This is a genomic window from Mastigocoleus testarum BC008 (assembly GCF_001456025.1).
Lineage (GTDB): Bacteria > Cyanobacteriota > Cyanobacteriia > Cyanobacteriales > Nostocaceae > Mastigocoleus > Mastigocoleus testarum.
In genome coordinates this window covers 40870-59195 of record NZ_LMTZ01000129.1, presented here as the reverse complement: position 1 = coordinate 59195, position 18326 = coordinate 40870, and the positions used below count along the sequence as shown (strand labels likewise).

The 18326-nt window shown below is 36.9% G+C and carries 15 protein-coding genes; 7 read left to right on the top strand and 8 right to left on the bottom strand.

Going from position 1 to position 18326, the window contains the following annotated elements; all coding sequences use genetic code 11:
- Positions 1–360: 360 nt before the first annotated feature.
- Together BC008_RS33630 and BC008_RS33625 are read left to right on the top strand one after the other, a co-directional pair.
- Positions 361–999, top strand: coding sequence for a lysophospholipid acyltransferase family protein (locus BC008_RS33630; RefSeq protein WP_027843155.1), 639 nt, complete (start codon positions 361–363; stop codon positions 997–999).
- Between the two features lie 395 nt (positions 1000–1394).
- Positions 1395–1703: a DUF2288 domain-containing protein gene (locus tag BC008_RS33625; protein WP_027843154.1), complete on the top strand. Its 309-nt coding sequence runs from the start codon at positions 1395–1397 to the stop codon at positions 1701–1703.
- Positions 1704–2433: 730 nt separating this feature from the next.
- Here the strand turns inward: BC008_RS33625 and BC008_RS33620 are convergent.
- A complete protein-coding gene (locus tag BC008_RS33620; protein ID WP_027843153.1) occupies positions 2434–4098 on the bottom strand; it encodes a DUF6930 domain-containing protein in 1665 nt (554 codons plus the stop codon).
- A gap of 387 nt (positions 4099–4485) precedes the next feature.
- On the opposite strand from BC008_RS33620, the gene BC008_RS33615 reads away from it, so the two are divergent.
- From BC008_RS33615 to BC008_RS33605, 4 genes are all read left to right on the top strand, one after another.
- Complete coding sequence (locus tag BC008_RS33615) at positions 4486–4842, top strand: iron-sulfur cluster assembly accessory protein (protein ID WP_027843152.1); 357 nt, start codon at positions 4486–4488, stop codon at positions 4840–4842.
- Between the two features lie 351 nt (positions 4843–5193).
- The gene (locus BC008_RS33610; protein ID WP_027843151.1) at positions 5194–5613 is read left to right on the top strand and encodes a tetratricopeptide repeat protein; all 420 of its coding nucleotides are present in this window, start codon (positions 5194–5196) and stop codon (positions 5611–5613) included.
- A gap of 10 nt (positions 5614–5623) precedes the next feature.
- Positions 5624–5782: a hypothetical protein gene (locus BC008_RS49890; protein ID WP_161938181.1), complete on the top strand. Its 159-nt coding sequence runs from the start codon at positions 5624–5626 to the stop codon at positions 5780–5782.
- 23 nt (positions 5783–5805) lie between these two features.
- Positions 5806–6057 carry a hypothetical protein gene (locus tag BC008_RS33605; protein ID WP_027843150.1) on the top strand — a complete coding sequence of 84 codons (252 nt, stop codon included), beginning with the start codon at positions 5806–5808 and terminating at the stop codon, positions 6055–6057.
- Between the two features lie 198 nt (positions 6058–6255).
- On the opposite strand, the gene thyD is transcribed toward BC008_RS33605, so the two are convergent.
- Positions 6256–7176, bottom strand: a complete 921-nt coding sequence (thyD, locus tag BC008_RS33600) for a thylakoid membrane protein ThyD (RefSeq protein ID WP_027843149.1) — start codon at positions 7174–7176, stop codon at positions 6256–6258.
- 217 nt (positions 7177–7393) lie between these two features.
- On the opposite strand from thyD, the gene BC008_RS33595 reads away from it, so the two are divergent.
- Positions 7394–7741 carry a hypothetical protein gene (locus BC008_RS33595; protein WP_027843148.1) on the top strand — a complete coding sequence of 116 codons (348 nt, stop codon included), beginning with the start codon at positions 7394–7396 and terminating at the stop codon, positions 7739–7741.
- 110 nt (positions 7742–7851) lie between these two features.
- On the opposite strand, the gene BC008_RS33590 is transcribed toward BC008_RS33595, so the two are convergent.
- From BC008_RS33590 to BC008_RS33565, 6 genes are all read right to left on the bottom strand, one after another.
- A complete protein-coding gene (locus BC008_RS33590; RefSeq protein WP_027843147.1) occupies positions 7852–8286 on the bottom strand; it encodes an FHA domain-containing protein in 435 nt (144 codons plus the stop codon).
- Between the two features lie 352 nt (positions 8287–8638).
- Positions 8639–11134 (bottom strand): heavy metal translocating P-type ATPase, encoded by a 2496-nt coding sequence (locus tag BC008_RS33585; protein WP_058184136.1) that lies wholly within the window; start codon positions 11132–11134, stop codon positions 8639–8641.
- A gap of 1375 nt (positions 11135–12509) precedes the next feature.
- Complete coding sequence (locus tag BC008_RS33580; protein WP_027843145.1) at positions 12510–12785, bottom strand: TM2 domain-containing protein; 276 nt, start codon at positions 12783–12785, stop codon at positions 12510–12512.
- Positions 12786–14159: 1374 nt separating this feature from the next.
- Positions 14160–15701, bottom strand: a complete 1542-nt coding sequence (locus BC008_RS33575; RefSeq protein WP_027843144.1) for a CPBP family intramembrane glutamic endopeptidase — start codon at positions 15699–15701, stop codon at positions 14160–14162.
- A gap of 366 nt (positions 15702–16067) precedes the next feature.
- Positions 16068–16409, bottom strand: coding sequence for a hypothetical protein (locus BC008_RS33570; protein ID WP_027843143.1), 342 nt, complete (start codon positions 16407–16409; stop codon positions 16068–16070).
- Between the two features lie 510 nt (positions 16410–16919).
- Positions 16920–18182 (bottom strand): cysteine desulfurase, encoded by a 1263-nt coding sequence (locus BC008_RS33565; protein ID WP_027843142.1) that lies wholly within the window; start codon positions 18180–18182, stop codon positions 16920–16922.
- Positions 18183–18326 lie beyond the last annotated feature (144 nt).

The window sequence follows — 18326 nt, the reverse complement described above, 5'->3', positions numbered from 1 at the left end:
TTATTTTTACTTCTAATACAAATTTATAATCTGAGTTTATCCTCTGTCCTCAATATAATGGTTAGTCTTTTGCTTTTACTTGACTTTTTATTTATTTACTTTTCATTTATTTACAAATAATTTTTCGTGTAATACATAACATATTGGTTTATGGTATCTCATTTTACATTCAATTACTTGCTTGAGAATGGATCCCATAGAAATATCCAGCTTCTTTTAACAAAGACTTCCTAGGTCCCTAACTATAGCGTAGCTTAGTTGGTGTAGTTCATAATCCGGCTAAATATTAACCAAATATATTGGCTGGCAATGGCGTATCCTAAGTTCAGTTTCATATAAATTTAATTTAAGTGTAATTCTGTGGGCAGAAATCGAGAACCATTTGTCAGCCTCCTCCTGTACCATGCTTTTAAGTGGTCAGTAGTAAGTCCAATGCTCCATGTATATTTTCAAGGAAAAATTTATGGAGCTGAAAATGTTCCTAAAACTGGACCTTTAGTAGTAGTAAGCAATCACGCTAGTAATTTCGACCCACCGATTGTGTCCAATTGCGTGCAGCGTCCGGTAGCATATATGGCAAAGGAGCAATTATTTAAGGTTCCTGTATTAGGTCAAGCAATCCAACTTTACGGTGCTTACCCTGTCAGTCGAGGAACTGCGGATAGAACTGCAATTCGTGCAGCTTTAAACTGTCTAGAGCAGGGGTGGGCGGTTGGAGTATTTCTTCAAGGTACCCGCACAAGGGATGGACTAATTACCGATCCAAAGCGTGGTGCAGCATTAATAGCAGCCAAAGCGAAAGCTCCGTTACTACCAGTTTGTCTGTGGGGGACTCACGCAATTGAGGAAAAAGGCAAAAAATTACCCAATTCAGTTCCAGTAACAATACGAATAGGTAAGGCGATCGATTATCCTGAAGCTAATGACAAAGAGGCTTTGATAGAGGTAACTCAAAAGTGTGCTGAGGCAATAAATTCCCTACATAAGGCTGGCAGATAAATTATAATTATTGCTTGAGTTGTATGTGGCTAAAGATATATCAGTTAGGAAATTAATTTTCCCTTTACAGTAGAAAATAGCAAAACTTCCTAAAAATGGTAAAATTCGCTATAAAACTCAAGCGATATTCCAATGGTCTATCCCAGAAAAAAGAATAAAACTTCACCAAATTCAAGTTCGCGAAATTTACAATTTATCGTACAAACTATCGGTTGTAAGTTATCTAAAGATATAAAGTTGACTGAAACTTAGATTGAATCAAATATATTCTGAAACTTACAAATTGATAATTAATAATATTTTTCCAAGTTAATTTAATTAATTAGATATCAAAAAAATAATATTATGTAACATTTTTTAGTATATTTACTAATGAAGAGTCGCATGAAAAGTGAATGAGTAATGAAGAATTGCGTAAGCAATTGACCGAAAATCTTGATGAGGCAGAATGGGAGTGGTTAATTCCTCACGTCAAAAGAGATGCGGTAATTGTGGTAGCAAAAGAATTAGATTTGCTTGATGTAGGGGAAGCGATCGCTAGCGACAAAGTCTCAGAAGTGCAAGTATGGATAGAAGAGGCTTTTATCACTAAACCTTCCAATGAACAAATGGGTGAGTGGAATAATCAACGCGAAAAGCGCTTTAATGCTCTAATAGTGGAGCCATACGTACTGATACAAGAAAAAATGGCAGAAGCTAGTTAGGTTTTTCGTTTCGTCCCAGGAAATTTTAATTTAAGTACATTTAAATATTGTTGTTAAATTTTGATTGAATCGGATTAGAATCTTCGAAAGGTTGAGAATCTTCAGTAACAGTATTTCACTTCTGATTTCTGGCTCCCGTGTACCGGTTTTATGTTGATGACTTTAGTCTACTCTGTCCTGTTAGCAAAGCGGTACACTACCGCGCATAATTCTGCTATGAATCGGTAGCGAACGCACAGTTTTTCTAATTCACAACTTAAAGCAGCTATTAAAAGAATTATTTTCCCAAATTTAAAAGATTGGAATAGAAATTTGCGTAATTCACAACCCGACCAAGGGTTAATTAACTGTTACTGCATCATCTAAAAAAACATTAAAAATTTGCAATCTTAAAATTTGCAATCTTCAGGTTAATGACTGGAAAACTTCTAGATAGTCAGGGGTAGATTAGAATTTCAGTTTTAACCCCAATAGATATTTATCGCTACTAAATTTGTAGCAAAATGATTACAATTTAAAGCCTTTGAGCTAAATGACTCTTGAAGCTTGAGCAACACTAACACAGTACCAACAATGGGAATTTTAGTTCCAGTGAACAACGTATAATTACACAGTTTTGCAAATAATCCGTATATGGAACTTGTAGTTTAAATTCCTTTGCAGAATCTAAAGGTGAGTTAATCTTATAATAATTCTGCTCTTGATTTAGTACATATTCTGACCAATATTTTTAAGAAGATTGCTCTGGTTGCATTTCCTCAACAAGTCTGAGAGTTCCCAGACCCAAATCTTCGGGAGCAAGAGTTTGAACTTCAAACAATGCCATCATATCTTTCAATTGAGGGTTACCACGGGAAGCACCAGTCAGTCCTCTAGCGATAATTAAACCACAGAACCCTTTAGTCTTTTGACATCGCTGATTCCATTTTTTCCGTGCTTCGGAATGGACGGGATCGCTATCTAAAAACTCACCAAACAAAAATAATTCACTATTTTGAGTTTGTAATAAACCCAAATCATAATCAGTCCCATCAACAAGATCAGCACCAGGATTGAAACATATAGCTTTGAGTCCCCCAGCTTCTTGGATGTTCTCAATTACCGCTTTAGCTTTGGGACGAGATGTTTGAATCAAAATTACCGGTAATCCATCACCTACAGGTTTAACTTTACCTGGCTGATAATGTTTTACACCATTACGCAAATATTCCAACATATCCCAGGTTATAACTCCCAAACTAAGAAAAGAATCTTCTGGAATCAAATCATCTCGTAATGATGTCAATTGACCTGGTAAATCTGATAAATTTAAATCATCTTCAGAATCATCAGTGGCATTAATTGCCATATCTTCCAATTCATCAGCAAGTTCCGGCATCGTGGAAACTGTAACTGATACTGATTTTTGTTTTTGAACTGCTTCCGGTAAAGAAATACGGTAGCGGTGATTCAGAGTGGGAAAATCATATTCATTTAATTGACTGCGGTGATCGCGGAAAAAGCGAAACAAAGCTTCTAATGCGACAAAAACAGCGATTGCTTCTTCTTCATATAAAACCGAGCGTAACCCTTCCAAGGGATGGATATTACCAAAAGTTGGTTCGATTTCCGAACTCGGTAACTCTGCTAAATCGTAATAGAAATCGTCTTCTGGGTCATCACTAGCGTCGGTTTTCTCAAAAGTGACAAACAAACAATCTTGCTTGAGAAAAGCATCTTCTAAAAGTCCTTGTGACTCCCCATCCCTTAAAACTACATCCCGAAATCTTTTCAGTGATTCTTGACTGCGATAAAGTAATATACCGTACTCAATACCCAGCATTCCCATGACAGAAGCATAAAGAGTACCAATATCCCACTTGTTAATTTCTATTGCTAATATTTGCTGCTCTTCTAAAAATTCCCAAGGAACAGAATTCCAGATTGCAAAAGCTTTATCATTTAAGAGCTTGGCATATTTTGGTGGTAATTCTGGAACTTGACTTTCAACAATTTCAGCAAATCCACGGAATAGTTCGTCAATGAACGGTAAATTGGGAACATAATCAATTGCAATGTCTAAATCTTGTAATACCCCCCGTAAATAAAACTGAATTTCTCTGTCTTTGACGACAATTTTTTGGGGACGACCAGGTTTACCAGGAGAATTAGGACTTTCCATTGCGCGCATCAGAGTTCGGACAATTGCTTCTGGTCCGCTATCTGGAGATACTATGTCCATTCCCCGCACAATACCTTGCGATCCATCTACCCACAGAATGCATTCACCCTTTTCTTCTGAATTGTCATATTCCTCAAGCGAAGATGACAATGGTCGGCGATCTCCCTCCCATACGGAAGGTATTTGGGTTAAATTCTTCAATCGACGACTGGTAGAGCGATTAAAGGTTGTCATAAACTAAACAATTAAAAAGATTTACAACTAAAAGTTTTGGTAAAAGCAAACCTTGGTGATGTTACTCCAAGGGCGAAGAATTTAAGAATAACTATGGCTGACGCCACGCTGTTGCTATCAGGTGGTTATGCTAGTACTTCCATAAAAAATTGAAAATACCAGATCTGAAAGAACACGGAGTCTCTCAATTCTAGGATAAAAACACCAATATAGATTTCGGGTGAGTTATTTACAATTTGCCAATCTTGAATAGCAATCTCGCTAGAATAGATACAAAAACTAAAGACAAAAACTTCGCCAAGCCCAGTTAGCACTAGGCTAAAACTAGAGCTTTGCCCTAAGCTCTAAGAGGGGTAACAGCAAAACCTTGTATCACGGAAAAAGCAGATGACACAAACACAAGCATCTCAACAACGGGGTATTCAACTAACCCCTACCGCATTAGAACAAGTCAAATTTTTGCGCAGCAAGCAAGATAAAGATTTATGCTTGCGAGTCGGAGTTCGTCAAGGTGGATGTTCCGGAATGTCCTACATGATGGATTTTGAAGACAACAGCAAAATCACCCCTCAAGATGAGGTATTTGAATATGATGGCTTCAACATCGTGTGCGATCGCAAAAGCTTGTTATATTTATACGGCTTAGTTCTAGACTACAGCAATGCCATGATTGGTGGTGGCTTTCAATTCACCAACCCAAATGCCAATCAAACCTGTGGTTGTGGCAAATCATTTGGCGTTTAGTAGTTATTTAGTCGTTTAGTCGTTAGTCATTAGTCATTTCAATATTATTAACATTTAAATATTGAATGTATGACTATTGACTATACATCAAGAATTCCAAGCCCAGTTAATTAGTAGAGTAATTGTTTGTGTTACGGTATCGATCTAAAATCATTCCACGTTACACGACTGCTTTGGAGGAATAACCACTTACATATTCCCGTTTAAACAGGAAGTATAAGCTACAAGTGTCACAATTTGTCCAGACTTTACACAGCAGCTTCAAATCTGTGAATGAAAAATCCTCATGGATGACGCCTGAGGAGTGTCAATATAGACTATGAACTACTGACTGTTGACTAATTAATTTCTATGACTGAAACTGTTGAATCTTTGTTCGATACCGGCTTGGAACGTTATAAAGCTGGTGAAGAAGTTTCCTCATTAATTCCTGTATTTAAAGAAGTTTGCGATCGCGCCCCAAAAAGTGCTCCAGCTTGGACTTGTTTGGCTTGGTTGTATCTGTTAGCAGATAAGTCTTCCTCAGCATCTAAAGCCGCACAAAAAGCTGTTAAACTCAATCCACAAGACCCCCAAGCAAGGGTAAATTTAGCTGTTGCAATGCTAGAAAATGATCAAAAAGGGGTAAGACAGCACATTGATGTTGCACATCAGTTGATTTCCCTTAACAGCGAATGGTACGAAGAAATTCAAAATAGTATTGAAGATGGTTTAACCAGAAAACCTGACTGGCAAAGTTTATCAAAAGTTAAAAACTGGTTGTTTGGTTAGGGATTGGGGATTGGCGACTGGCGATTGGGGATTGGGGATAGCACTGCGTGCCGCCGCAAGCGGCATATGGCGACTGGGAACTGGAGATTGGGAAAGAGTTACCCATTGCAATTACCAATTACAAATTACCAATTACCCATTACCAATTACCCATTACCAATCCCCATAAAAAATATTTAAACAAACGTCATTATGAAAGATAAATTATTAAACTGGTTCAACTGGATACTAGTAGCAGATGTATTCTTTGTATTTGCAGCTTTCGCATGGCTCGCGATCGCAGTAATTGGTAATTCAATGGGGGTACCCCTAGGTTTAGATTTGTGGCACAAATTGTGGCAACCTGTGTTCAATCCTGCGATTGGGATTTTAATGGCTGGTGCAATTCTCAGTGGTATTATCAGTTGGATTTCTAAAAAATTTTCTCAAGCTGGTAATGGGTAGGGATTGGGGATAGCACTGCGTGCCGCCTTGCGGCATATAGGGACTGGCGACTGGCGACTGGTGACTGGCGACTGGCGTTAGCCATAAGCACTGCGTGCCGCCGCAAGCGGCATATGGCGATTCGGTCAAGGTTTTCAATTACCAATTACCCATTACCAATTACCCATTACCAATTACCCATTACCAATCCCCAACCCCTCACTTCAAAATATCTCTTAAAGCAGGCTGCAATTTAGGATACTTGTATTCAAAACCACTTTCCAAGGTACGTTTGGGTAAAACCTCTTGTCCTTGCAAAACTACTGTTGCAGCTTCTCCTAATAGTGCTTCAAGGGCAAATCCTGGAACAGGTAGCCAAGAAGGTCGATTCATAACCTCACCCATAGTGTCGCAAAACTGTGACATTCGAACGGGCTCAGGAGAAGTTGCATTATATACTCCTTCCATTTGGGAATTATTTAGGGCTTGTAAAATCAAACCCACTAGATCATCTACATGAATCCAGGAAAACCATTGTTGACCATCACCTAAAGGACCTCCAGCAAAAAGTTTAAATGGAGTAATCATTTTACCTAAAGCACCACCCATTCCCAGGACAATACCAAAACGTAAAATTACCAGTCGCACTCCTAAATCCTTAACTTTTTGGGCTTCCGACTCCCATTCAGTTGTAACTTGGGCGAGAAAATCATTACCAGCAGAACTCGTTTCATCAAAGGTCGCTGTTTGACTGGTACCGTAATAACCAATTGCGGAAGCATTCACCAATACACTAGGTTTAGAATCTGCATTTCCTATTGCTTCGACTATCTTTTGGGTTCCGAGTTTGCGGCTATTGAGAATAATATTCTTGCGTTCTGGCGTCCATCGCCCTTCAGCAATCGGTTCTCCTGCAAGATTGACAACTGCATCACAACCGTTTATTGCATTTTGCCAATCCCCAGACATGGTAGACGTATAACCAACAATTTCTAAATTCTTAAATGCTGTTGTAGGAAAAACTTTTTGGGCGCGTTGTACACTTCGTGAAAGTACTACTAATTCATGACCTTGGCTAATGAGTCGTTCAACCAAGCGACTACCAACAAATCCCGTTGCTCCAGTAATTGCTATTTTCATTTTTAAGCGCTAAGTAGACTCCACCAAACTCCTATTCTACAGATCTGAGCGTTCAAACTTATAAATATTACTAATCCCCAATCCCTAATAACCTAATCTCCAATCCCCAATCACACGATTTTCAGTATCTAAAATCAAGAAATGAATCGAAGTTAACTTGGCTTTTATATAGTTCGATATTATAGGATGGACAGAGTATTACAAAGCACGGGGCTATATGGCTCGATATACCTGTTCTTTTCTTCTTTCTATTAATTTTGAACAACTTTTGCCTTTAATTGTAGAACTTCTACAAGACTGTAGTCTTAATGTGATGTACTATACATCTGACTACGTGATGGCAAGGGAAATTCCTGGTACTGTCCCTTTTTCAAAGTTAGTGACAGTAGAAGCACTAATTGATAAAAGTACAGCTACCGAGACCGAAACTCGCATGAGCATTGTGATGAAAAACGAGGAATTACCACTCCAAGTTGAAAATCACTGTCGGCAACTATTTGAGTATATTAAGGAGGCAATAGAACATAGCCGTCACTGGCATTTAATTGAAAGTCTTGCAGGATAGCGCGAGTTATCCAGTACTAGCTTGAGCACGAGGTAGCTCTAGCTTTTTGCTAGAGCCAATAATTAAATCACTTGATAGTAAAAAATATACCGGAGGTGACAAGTAGGTCTTTAATCTTCTATATCCTCAGTCATCCCAGGATTAATAAGAGTAATATCATACTCACTCAAATCTGTTGGTACCTGTGTTGTTGTCTCGCGCTGCAGTAAGTAATAAATAGCACGTACTTGAGGACCGAAGACTATTTCGTCTTCGTTTCTCAGGTCATGTGCTGGAGTTTTGCGTCCATTAACTACTATTCCGTTGGAACTGGGCTTCCCTTTCGCATCACCATCAACAATTCGATAATAATGAGTGTTGCTGTTGTTTCCCCTGGGTAATCTGACTAAAGTCGCATGGCGACGGGAGACAAATTGCGAAGCTAAGCGAATATCGCATTCAACGTCTCTACCGATAGAATAAATCGGGCGTTCCAAAATAAATTCTTTACGTCCACGAGCGTCTTCAATAATCAGTAGATGATTCTGATGATTTTCTGCTGTCATTGACACATCGTTACTTCAATAGTTTGAACTTTGAGAATTTTAAAATTTGCTTGATATGGTTTTGTGGTATTCTCGAAACCAGATTTGAGGTATAGGACAACCAAATAATCTACTAATGTTTTCGCTAATACGATTACTAGAACCATTTTGTTCTATAAAATTGTTTTTTTACAAAACATTGTTTACAAAACTATAGTCGTAAGGCTAAGTGAGCATTGCTACAGTTGCCTAACGACTTAGTTTAACCTGATATTGGGAAAATAATTATTTGAGTTAATTATTTGAGGTCAGCAATATTAGTCAATAAGAAATATTTTAACGTCGACGGATAAAACGCTTTAAGTAAAATGCCTTAAGTGAAACGCCTTAACAATAGCGAATTTGTCACAACGCTAACGGAGCTAAAAGCCATTAATGCTGCTGCACCTGCGGGAGTTAAAACAAAATTAAAGCTAGGTAATAATATCCCCGCAGCTAAGGGAATTCCTAAAGTATTGTATGCAAAAGCCCAGAATAGATTTTGACGAATCTTATTAAAAGTCGCACGACTAAATCGAATTGATTCTACTACGTCATTAAGGGAATCTCTCATCAAAACTATATCGGCTGTTTCCATAGCCACATCTGTTCCAGAATGCAGAGCAATTCCTACATCTGCTTGAGATAATGCAGGAGCATCGTTGATACCATCTCCTACCATTCCCACATGTTTTTGATTGTTTTGTAGCGATTCAATAACTTCAGCTTTTTCTCCTGGCATTACGCCTGCAATAATATCGCTATCGTCTAAACTTAGTTGCCTTCCTAAAGCGATCGCAACTTCTGGAGTATCACCACTCAATAACATGACGCGCAGATTCATTTGTTGTAGTTGTTCTACTACTGAAACTGCATCTTCCCTTACAACATCTGATATGGCGAAAATCCCAACAATTGCATAATTTACTGCAACGTAGACTACTGTCTTACCATTTTTTGTAAAATTCTCAACTGCTTGAGATAAGGTTTGATCCACAACTATTCCGTGTAGCTCCAACCAGGCTTTATTACCTAACAACACTGATTTTTCTTCTACTACACCTGAGACACCCAATCCAGGTTCTGTACGAAAATCCGTTGCTACTGGGATTGTTAAATTTTGTTGCTGTGCTGCATTAATAATTGCTGTAGCGAAAGGATGAACTGTACCACTTTCCACTGCTGCTGCTAATTTTAATAAGGATTGAGAGTCTAGAACTGGAGATAAATTTTTAACTCTTTCCTTTGGGAAAGTAACAGTTATTGTTTGTGAGGAAGATTCCTGAGTTTGTAATTCATAAGTCTGTGCTTCAGGTTTACGGGTTGCCGAATTATCCGTTAGTAATTCCTCTATCAGCAAACAGTCGGTAACTGTAGGCTTACCAATAGTTAGCGTACCAGTTTTATCAAAGATTACTGTATCTAATTGGTGGACTCTTTCTAAAACATCGCCACCTTTAATTAAAAGTCCCTTTTCTGCTGCGATCGCAGTTCCTACTAAAATCGCTGTTGGCGTTGCAAGTCCTAAAGCACAGGGACAAGCGACTACCATAACTGCAATCGCTAATTTCAAACTTAATAGCAGTGAAGCTTGTCCTGCTGATGTTGTCCCACCCCAAATTGTGAGATTATCCCAAATATTAACTCCAATAAAATACCAAAAAACAAATGTTAATATTGCAGCACCCAAGACTCCGTAGGTAAAGTAACCTGCAACTGTATCTGCTAATTTTTGTACTGGTGCTTTACGGGTTTGTGCATTTTCCACTAAAGCCACAATATGAGCCAAAGTTGTATCGTCACCCGTCCGCTCCGCTTGAATAACGATCGCCCCAGATTGATTAATCGTTCCTGCAGCAACTTTATCTCCGGGTTGCTTGAGTACTGGTACGGCTTCCCCACTCAACATTGACTCGTCAACGGTGGTTTTTCCTTCCATAACTTCGCCGTCGACGGGTATCTTCTCCGAAGGTAATACCTGCAACCATTCACCAACCTTCACTTGTGCAGCAGGAATTTCAATAAAGTTTGTAGTAATATTATTTTTTTCAGTTTTAGTTTTATGGGGATTGGCAATTAACCGAGCAACAATGGGTTGAAGCGATAATAATTTCCTAAAAGCTGCTGCAGCACGACCTCTTGCTCTTTTTTCCAGGGTTCGTCCCAGCAAAATAAAACCCAACATCATGACTGGTTCGTCAAAGAAACATTCCCAAGCCATGTTAGGAAATAGCAGCGCAATTACACTTGCAATGTAAGCTGTAAGAGTACCCAACGCCACTAAAGTATTCATGTTGGGCGTATTTCGCCATAAACTACGCCAACCGTCTACGATAATTTCTTTACCGGGGATTAGTAAAGCCAAAGTCGCTAAGCCACAGTGAAACCAAATATTACTTACAACTGGTAACATCACGCCGCTCAGGTGACCAAAATGCCCAATTCCTGAAAGTATCAGTAATACAGCAGCTATTACTAGCTGTATCATTGAACTGCGCATTTCCCGGTGATGTTTGGTTTCTAAATCCCGGACAGATGAATTACTACCTACATCATTAGCATCTGATTGGCGGATCTGTGATGGGAATCCTGCATCCGTAATCTTTTGAGCTAAAGCATTTGGATCTACTACACCCGCTTGAGACTCAACAACAGCTATTTCCGTTGCTAGATTCACAACTACATCTGTTACTCCAGGATATTGGGCGAGTTGGCGCTCTACCGCTTTCACACAGCCCGCGCACTTCATACCCCCAACATCCAAAGTAATTTTATCTGCAATTGGTTTATCTGTAACAGTCGTGGTGTAACTAATGGTTTGAGTTTGCATACATATTATGGAACCGCCTATAAGATTTCATAGCCCAATTCAAGACGCTTCTATTTTGAGCTTAGGCTAAGTTTAGCGATTTCTACTTCTTTTACAGATCGTAATACTTATTAAATTATATAAATAATTCCAACATAATAAATAGTTAACCACGATCATAATTACAATAACTTGTATAAATAAGAGCCATTACTTGGATAGGGATCAAAGCTAATTCACTTTTCCAGAATTCATTAATTCCTAAACTCGATATACTACAAAAAAAGCCACAACCTAAGATGACAAAGGTTAATAAATTAAGGTGTCTAGATTTAATTTTTAGCATCGCCACATATTTGAAATTTAGTTTGTTTTATGAATGAGATAGTTTCAATAATTCAGCTAAAATTTTGCTCGCATGAAATTCAACTAACACATATTGAATAAATTCCTTATTCAATAACTGTTTATAATTAATAACTCCCTATTATTTAAACACCTGATTGTTTGATTTATTTTCTCAATAGGAGATGAAATTATAAATTCATCGTCTATATATGAAATATAAGCAATGATTTTTATCCCGGAGTAAATAAATTTTATATTATTAAGGATGTTAATTAAAGTATGCTGGCCAACATTATAGAATAGCTAAAATGTTTGATATGCTTTGAAAACAATCATATAAAGTTCAAAGCTAAGCTTATAATTTTAGTAATAATTAACTACTGAATTAAGACCTCGCAAAATAATCTATAGCGAAAATCATCTTGCTTTCATAGGGATAAACAAGACAAATCAAAAGCTAAAAAAAATTTGTAGTATAGCTTTACAGGTAAATCTATTCACTAGATAGAATTAGTGAAATGACCCAAATCACTCAAAGTTAAAAATTTATTTTTAAGAACTGAAGTCAAGGATTTAGCTATTTACTGACGTATTCTATATCTACCATCTAGCAAAAATTTTTATTAACTTTAAAATTTTAATGTGTAAATTTATGAACTGGGAATTTTTAAACTTACAAACTTAAAGTTTTATTAAACAATTCCTCCTCTAAAATGAATATATAGTAATTCAGATTTAAATGCAATATGGGACTCGTATTTATAGTTGATATATTTATGTTTTCTAGATTTATAACTCTGAAAACTATAACTTCTATCTATACTATTTGAATAGTTATAAAACTAACTCTACAACCAACGATATTTATTATAGATAACCCCAATTTTTTTTTAATTGGGGTTCTAGCTTTTTACCTGATTCACGCTCTCCTACTCATTCTTTACAATTGGCAGAATTTATTCAGTTTATATGTAGAGTACTTAATTAAGGCTTAGAGTTGTAAATCTTACTAATATGGAGCCGGTTTAGTTTTATTAATAAATATTATTTAAAACCAACCTTGTTTCTGAACGAAGTAAGTGTCAACGAATTCATTGTGACTTTTATTTAAGTAAATCATGCCTTCAACTAGACCAACAAACTGCATAATTACAAATGGAACGCCATAAGCAAAAAATAGACCTGCGATGGAAATCCCCAGCATCACTGCTCCTTCAAGGCTATATCCGAGCACAAATTTATGTACTCCTAGGGCACCAAGAATAATACCGCAGTAGCCGGCAAGTAACTGTCTTGTCGCGTGAGAAGGATTTAAGTTTGCCATAATCTATGTATATCTCCTGTATATTTACGTATAAAAAATAATACTTTTTTCGTCTACTGAAAGTATACTTATCTACTTTTGAGGTAATAAGATCTACTTTATGAGTAGTATAAACACTGTTTTAACACCAAAAATTCCTATGGTGTCTGATGTGGAAACTGGCGACACTATTGTGTTGTAAGATTTTGAGCTTTCCGCCTCCTTTAATGCTCGTTCAAAATCGTAATGTTAAGCACTACTTAAACAAAACGGCAAGGAGAAGGATGTGCGAGAGTCGAGAGAAAGATAATCATCTACCCAGGAAAATTTAGGTAAATAACTAAAAAATTATATTTCTGGGATTCAGTTTACTTGAAGTATTATCTAAGATCAGTTATTGGTAACGTTCTTAGTTTGAAATCTAGCCAAGATTTGAAGAACAATATTACTGAAAGACAGGGAGTGATTCACACCTGCATTATTTACAGCAATTACAAATGCAGACTTAATTTTAGTTATGATACTTTTTTGGAGACAAGTCTTATGACTTTACTTCCCCAAAACTAGACCCCCAGAGTGCGATTGTTCATTTTTTAATAACTAGCAGGATTACAAGTCTGCGCGAACATATGATAGTTTTCCATGAAGAAAAGCTACCGCTATCGCCACTCAAAAATGCTATTTTATTATCTCTACAGGTCTAATATAGCTCTATCCGGACTTTTAAGCCGAATTAAGTCACTATCATATCTTAAAAAGATTTGCTTTTATCCTTAGAAATATAACGATTAAATGGGTGTTTAATAGTAATTCCTACTTAATCATGATAAAAATTACCCACACTAAATATGGACTATTATTATTGACATTGATAATCAACGCCAAAATTATAGTTAAAAAGCTCTGCAAAAAGCTAAAGACGTTGATACTTATACATACCGCAAAATATACCTGATCGCAAAAATGCAGAGTTAGTATTAATTAAGTTGCGAATAGTTACTATAACAACGTTTGCCGCGAAGAGCCATACTCCCATGAGAATGTATCTGAGATTAATATTATAAGAATAGGTGATATCTATTGTAAATAGATTACTATTTAAGAAAAATTAATTTTTTTGATAGGGGAAAATTATAACCGACTGTCCAGTCGAATGAAACCTAATAAATAATGGGTCAAAAGTAATAGGTAATTGGTAGTTCGTAATACTTTTAACATGTAAATGACTGCTTATTTATTGAAGCTTGTATCTGTAAGAACGTATTTTTCTACTGAAATGTTTAAGTCACGAAAAAAGCTATTACTTGTTAACGATTAACGATTAACTATTACCTATTACTTATCAAAAAACTCCAGCTAAGTTTTCAAATATCTTCTTAATATCTTGTTGGAAACTTAAGAAGAACTACTACCCACAATAAATAGACTTAAGAGAGTTCCACTATTCCAAAGACTATGTAGCAACATTGGAGCAAGTAAATTGCGCGATCGCGTGTAAACAATCCCCAATATAATTCCTAAGGATGTTAGTGGTATAAGTTCGGATAAACTAAAGTGAGCAGCAGCAAATAAGACACTGCTAATAATAATCGATCCCCATACAGGTAAGTACTTGGTAAGAGAAGGTAGTAAAAAACCACGAAACAATATTTCTTCAAATAGTGGTGCAGCAATAGCCGCAGTAAAGAAAAATATTGCTAGAGCTACAGAATCTTGACTTTTAAGTACTAATTGCAGTAAAGGATTGCTACCTCCTTGTCCCTCCCATAATTTTTGATTGATTACAGAAACTAATAAGACAATTGGTAAAGCTGCACAGTAACCTCCAAAACCCCATAGAAACCACTTATCCCGAAAATGAAAACGAAACCAATCTTCAGCTAGAGGGAAAAAGTTTTTAATAGAGAAATATAATACACCAAGGGCTCCGAATGCGACGAATAAGTAACTGGTTAGAACGTAAAAAGCCTGTATGCGTACGCTAACAGCAGCACCACGTGGAATTGGGAGTACGGATAGTAATTCGGGAACTATTATTTGTCCAACGAAGAAAAAACCAACTACAAAAACTTGCAAAATGATTTCCCCATCCCAAGGGGTTGACCAAGCAAGATTTCCATTTTGCGCGAGTACGGAGTCTTTTCCTTTAATTAGAATCTGAGCGATTGAGAAAATTAATATTCCCAAGCCAATGAGAACACCTAAAGCAGGGAGAGTTGCGATAATAGCCAACTTTATTAAAGCATTTTGTGCCATTTGTTGAGTTGAACTATTGATTTGATTTACTAAATCTTGGCGTTGTTGAAACTGGTAAAGTTGAGTTAGAGCAACAGAACGAAACCAACCTTCTAGATTTTTTTGAATAAATTCTTCAGCATTAGGTTGTAAATTCGATCTATCTTGCCATAAGGCTATTAGCACCTTAGCTGTTTCGCCATATTGGGGAGAAATGACCGTATTTTGCGGTACATCATTCCAATCTTTTAGCGCACTTTCAGCCTTACCCTGCTGTTCTTTTAAAATACCTAAACGCAGATCTAATTCTGCAATTAACTTTTGTTGTTCGCGAGCTATTTTTTTGAGTTCCAGTACTTCTCCATTAAGGATGTCACTAGTTTGAGGAGATTTGACTGAACTTTGTGTAAGTTGGTTTTGAACTCTTTCTAAATTCTTTTTGGCTGAATCTCGAACTTGCTCGTACTGTTTTATTGCATTTTCTACAGGTTGTGATCCTACGATCGCAGCTTGCAATTGTTTGAAATTACCATCAGTGTTTTCTTCTGGTTTCCAAGCTGCAGCTTGTAATGATATGTCTGTCTGATAAAGTTCGATTAGACTTTGGGACTGGGGTCTTTGTAAGCTCTGGAATAAATTTGAGCCAGATAATACGATTGCAATTACAGTCAGTAATGTTAAAAATATCCTTTTCGGTGTCATCTATACTCTTTATCCGTTAATTAACCCTTAAATAATTTGCGTGTATGTGGGGCTTATACCTTTTGCAGATTATCGCAAGAAAATGTCTTTCGGTGATAAATTTTCTGACCTAATGATAAGAGATATGATAGGGTTTAACTGGTTACAGGAATTTTATCTTCTTAGATAAAAATAAGAATATAAAGTAAAACCGTATTATAAAGATAAATAATATAGAGATGTAGTGATACTACATCTCTACTGGCAATATAGTTACTGCAACAAAAGAGCTACACTTTATACCCATTTATTTTGGCAAATTACTTAAATTGAATGAAAGCAATGAACCAAAGCACTAAGCAAAGGCAATGAACTCATTTTCAATGCTTAGCGATCGCTTGGAATATTAGTCCTCATCATCCATAAGTCCCCAGCGATAGAATCTTTGATGGTGTTATATAATTCGGGATTCTTTGCTTGTAATTCCTCTAAAGTAATATCTTGAGCCAAAACTTCGCCATTTTTATTATGAATAGTGTAAGTTTTGTTGCGATTTATAGTGATCTGTCTGTCCCTCGTTTCAATAGAACCCAAAACAGAAGGTTGAGAAATATTAACTTGATTATTTTGTTGGACAATTACTTCTGCTTTTCCCAGTACTTTCCCATTAGTAATAATGGGAATTAAAGCTAAAGATACAGCTAATCCGAATAAAATTGAACGTTTCATAGCTCACCTCTTCAGGTTGGGCAGTATATCTATTTAAATAACACAGGTTTATCACTAAAAGTTCCAGAATAATTATATATTTGATTTATTAATATTTTTCTTTATGGTAGAGAAACAAATACATACCATTGAATTTACATTGTTTATAAAAGGGAACGGGAAATAGGGAAGAAGGAACAGATTCAAAAAATCAATATGTGAGGGTATTTTTTGAAATTGTATTTCTTGAAATTGTATTTTTTGAAATTGTATTTTTTGAAATTAGTATCACATTTTGGAAATACACCTTAGGTGCAAGCAAAAGTAAAAAGTAACAGGTAATAAAAGAATAGTTACCACAATGACACTGTTATGTCACGCTAAAGCCTACGGCGTCGGGAAAGCCTCTGACTAACGTCAAGCTTCGCTTTCGCTAATGCTAACGCCGTAAGACGCAGGCTTTTACCACATCGCCGTAAGGCGCGGGCTTTTACCCATTACCAATGACCAATTACCCATTACCTCCAGAAACTAACCCAAAAAACCACTAAAAAATTCTATGGTTTCCTTTAACGCTTTAACAAAAACATCAATTTCCTCACGAGTGTTGTAAAAAGATAAGCTTGCTCGTGCGGTTGCAGGAATATCTAAATGACGATGCAATGGTTGAGTACAGTGATGTCCCGAACGTATTGCTACACCATATTCATCTAAGAATGTAGATAGGTCATTTGCATGAATTTGACCTGCGGTAAATGCTGCGAGTGCAGCTCTTCCTTCACCATTCGCATCAGGTTTAGGTCCGTAGATTCTAATTTGGGGAATTTTTCCTAGTTCTTGGAATAAGTATGCCGTTAATTCTGCTTCATAAGCATGAATTTTATCCATACCGATAGTGGTAAGGTAATCCACTGCTGCACCCAAAGCGATCGCTTCCCCAATTGCTGGCGTTCCTGCTTCAAATTTATGTGGTAATTCCCCATAGGTAGAATGGTCTAAATATACATCTGCAATCATTTCACCACCACCCAAAAATGGGGGCATTTCTTGCAGGATTTCTTGTTTCCCATATAAGAAACCAATCCCTGATGGCGCACACATTTTATGTCCCGATGCAACTAACCAGTCGCAGTCCATATCCTGCACGTCAACAGGCATGTGGGGCACGCTTTGGCAGGCATCAATTAATACTTTTGCTCCCTGTTGATGCGCTAAATGACAAATTTCCTTTACCGGGTTGATACAACCCAAAGTATTGGAAACATGAACCACAGAGACTAACTTGGTTTTATCGGAAAGGAGTTGTTTAAACTGGTCTAAATCAAAGGTTTCTTCTGATGTCAGTTCGACATGCTTTAATACTGCACCCGTTTTTTGGGCGACAAAATGCCAAGGAACTATATTACTGTGGTGTTCCATCACCGAGAAGATAATTTCATCACCCGGTTGCAAGTTATTCATCGCCCAACTGTAAGCAACCAAATTGATCGCCTCAGTCGCATTGCGGGTATAAACTATTTCTTGTCGTGATGATGCATTAACAAATTTAGCAACTCTGTCTCTTGCTCCTTCGTAAGCATCGGTAGCTTTGCCACTGAGGCAATGAGCGCCACGATGAACGTTAGAATTATACTCCTGGTAATAGTCTTGAAGTGAATTAATTACCTGAAGGGGTTTTTGAGAAGTTGCAGCATTATCCAGATAAACCAAAGGCTTACCGTTGACTTTTTCCTTCAGGATGGGAAAGTCTGCACGTACTATATCAACTACAGTTTTTTCTTTTGCTAAAGTCATGTTTATGGTTCTAGGTATTGGGTATTGGGTATTGGGTATTAGGTATTGGGTTTGGGATTTAAGTTTTAAATTATCCCCTGGGAAAGTGCTATAAGATTTAATTTTTTGAGAACTAAGTTTTTGAGAACCAAGTAAGTTTTTAAG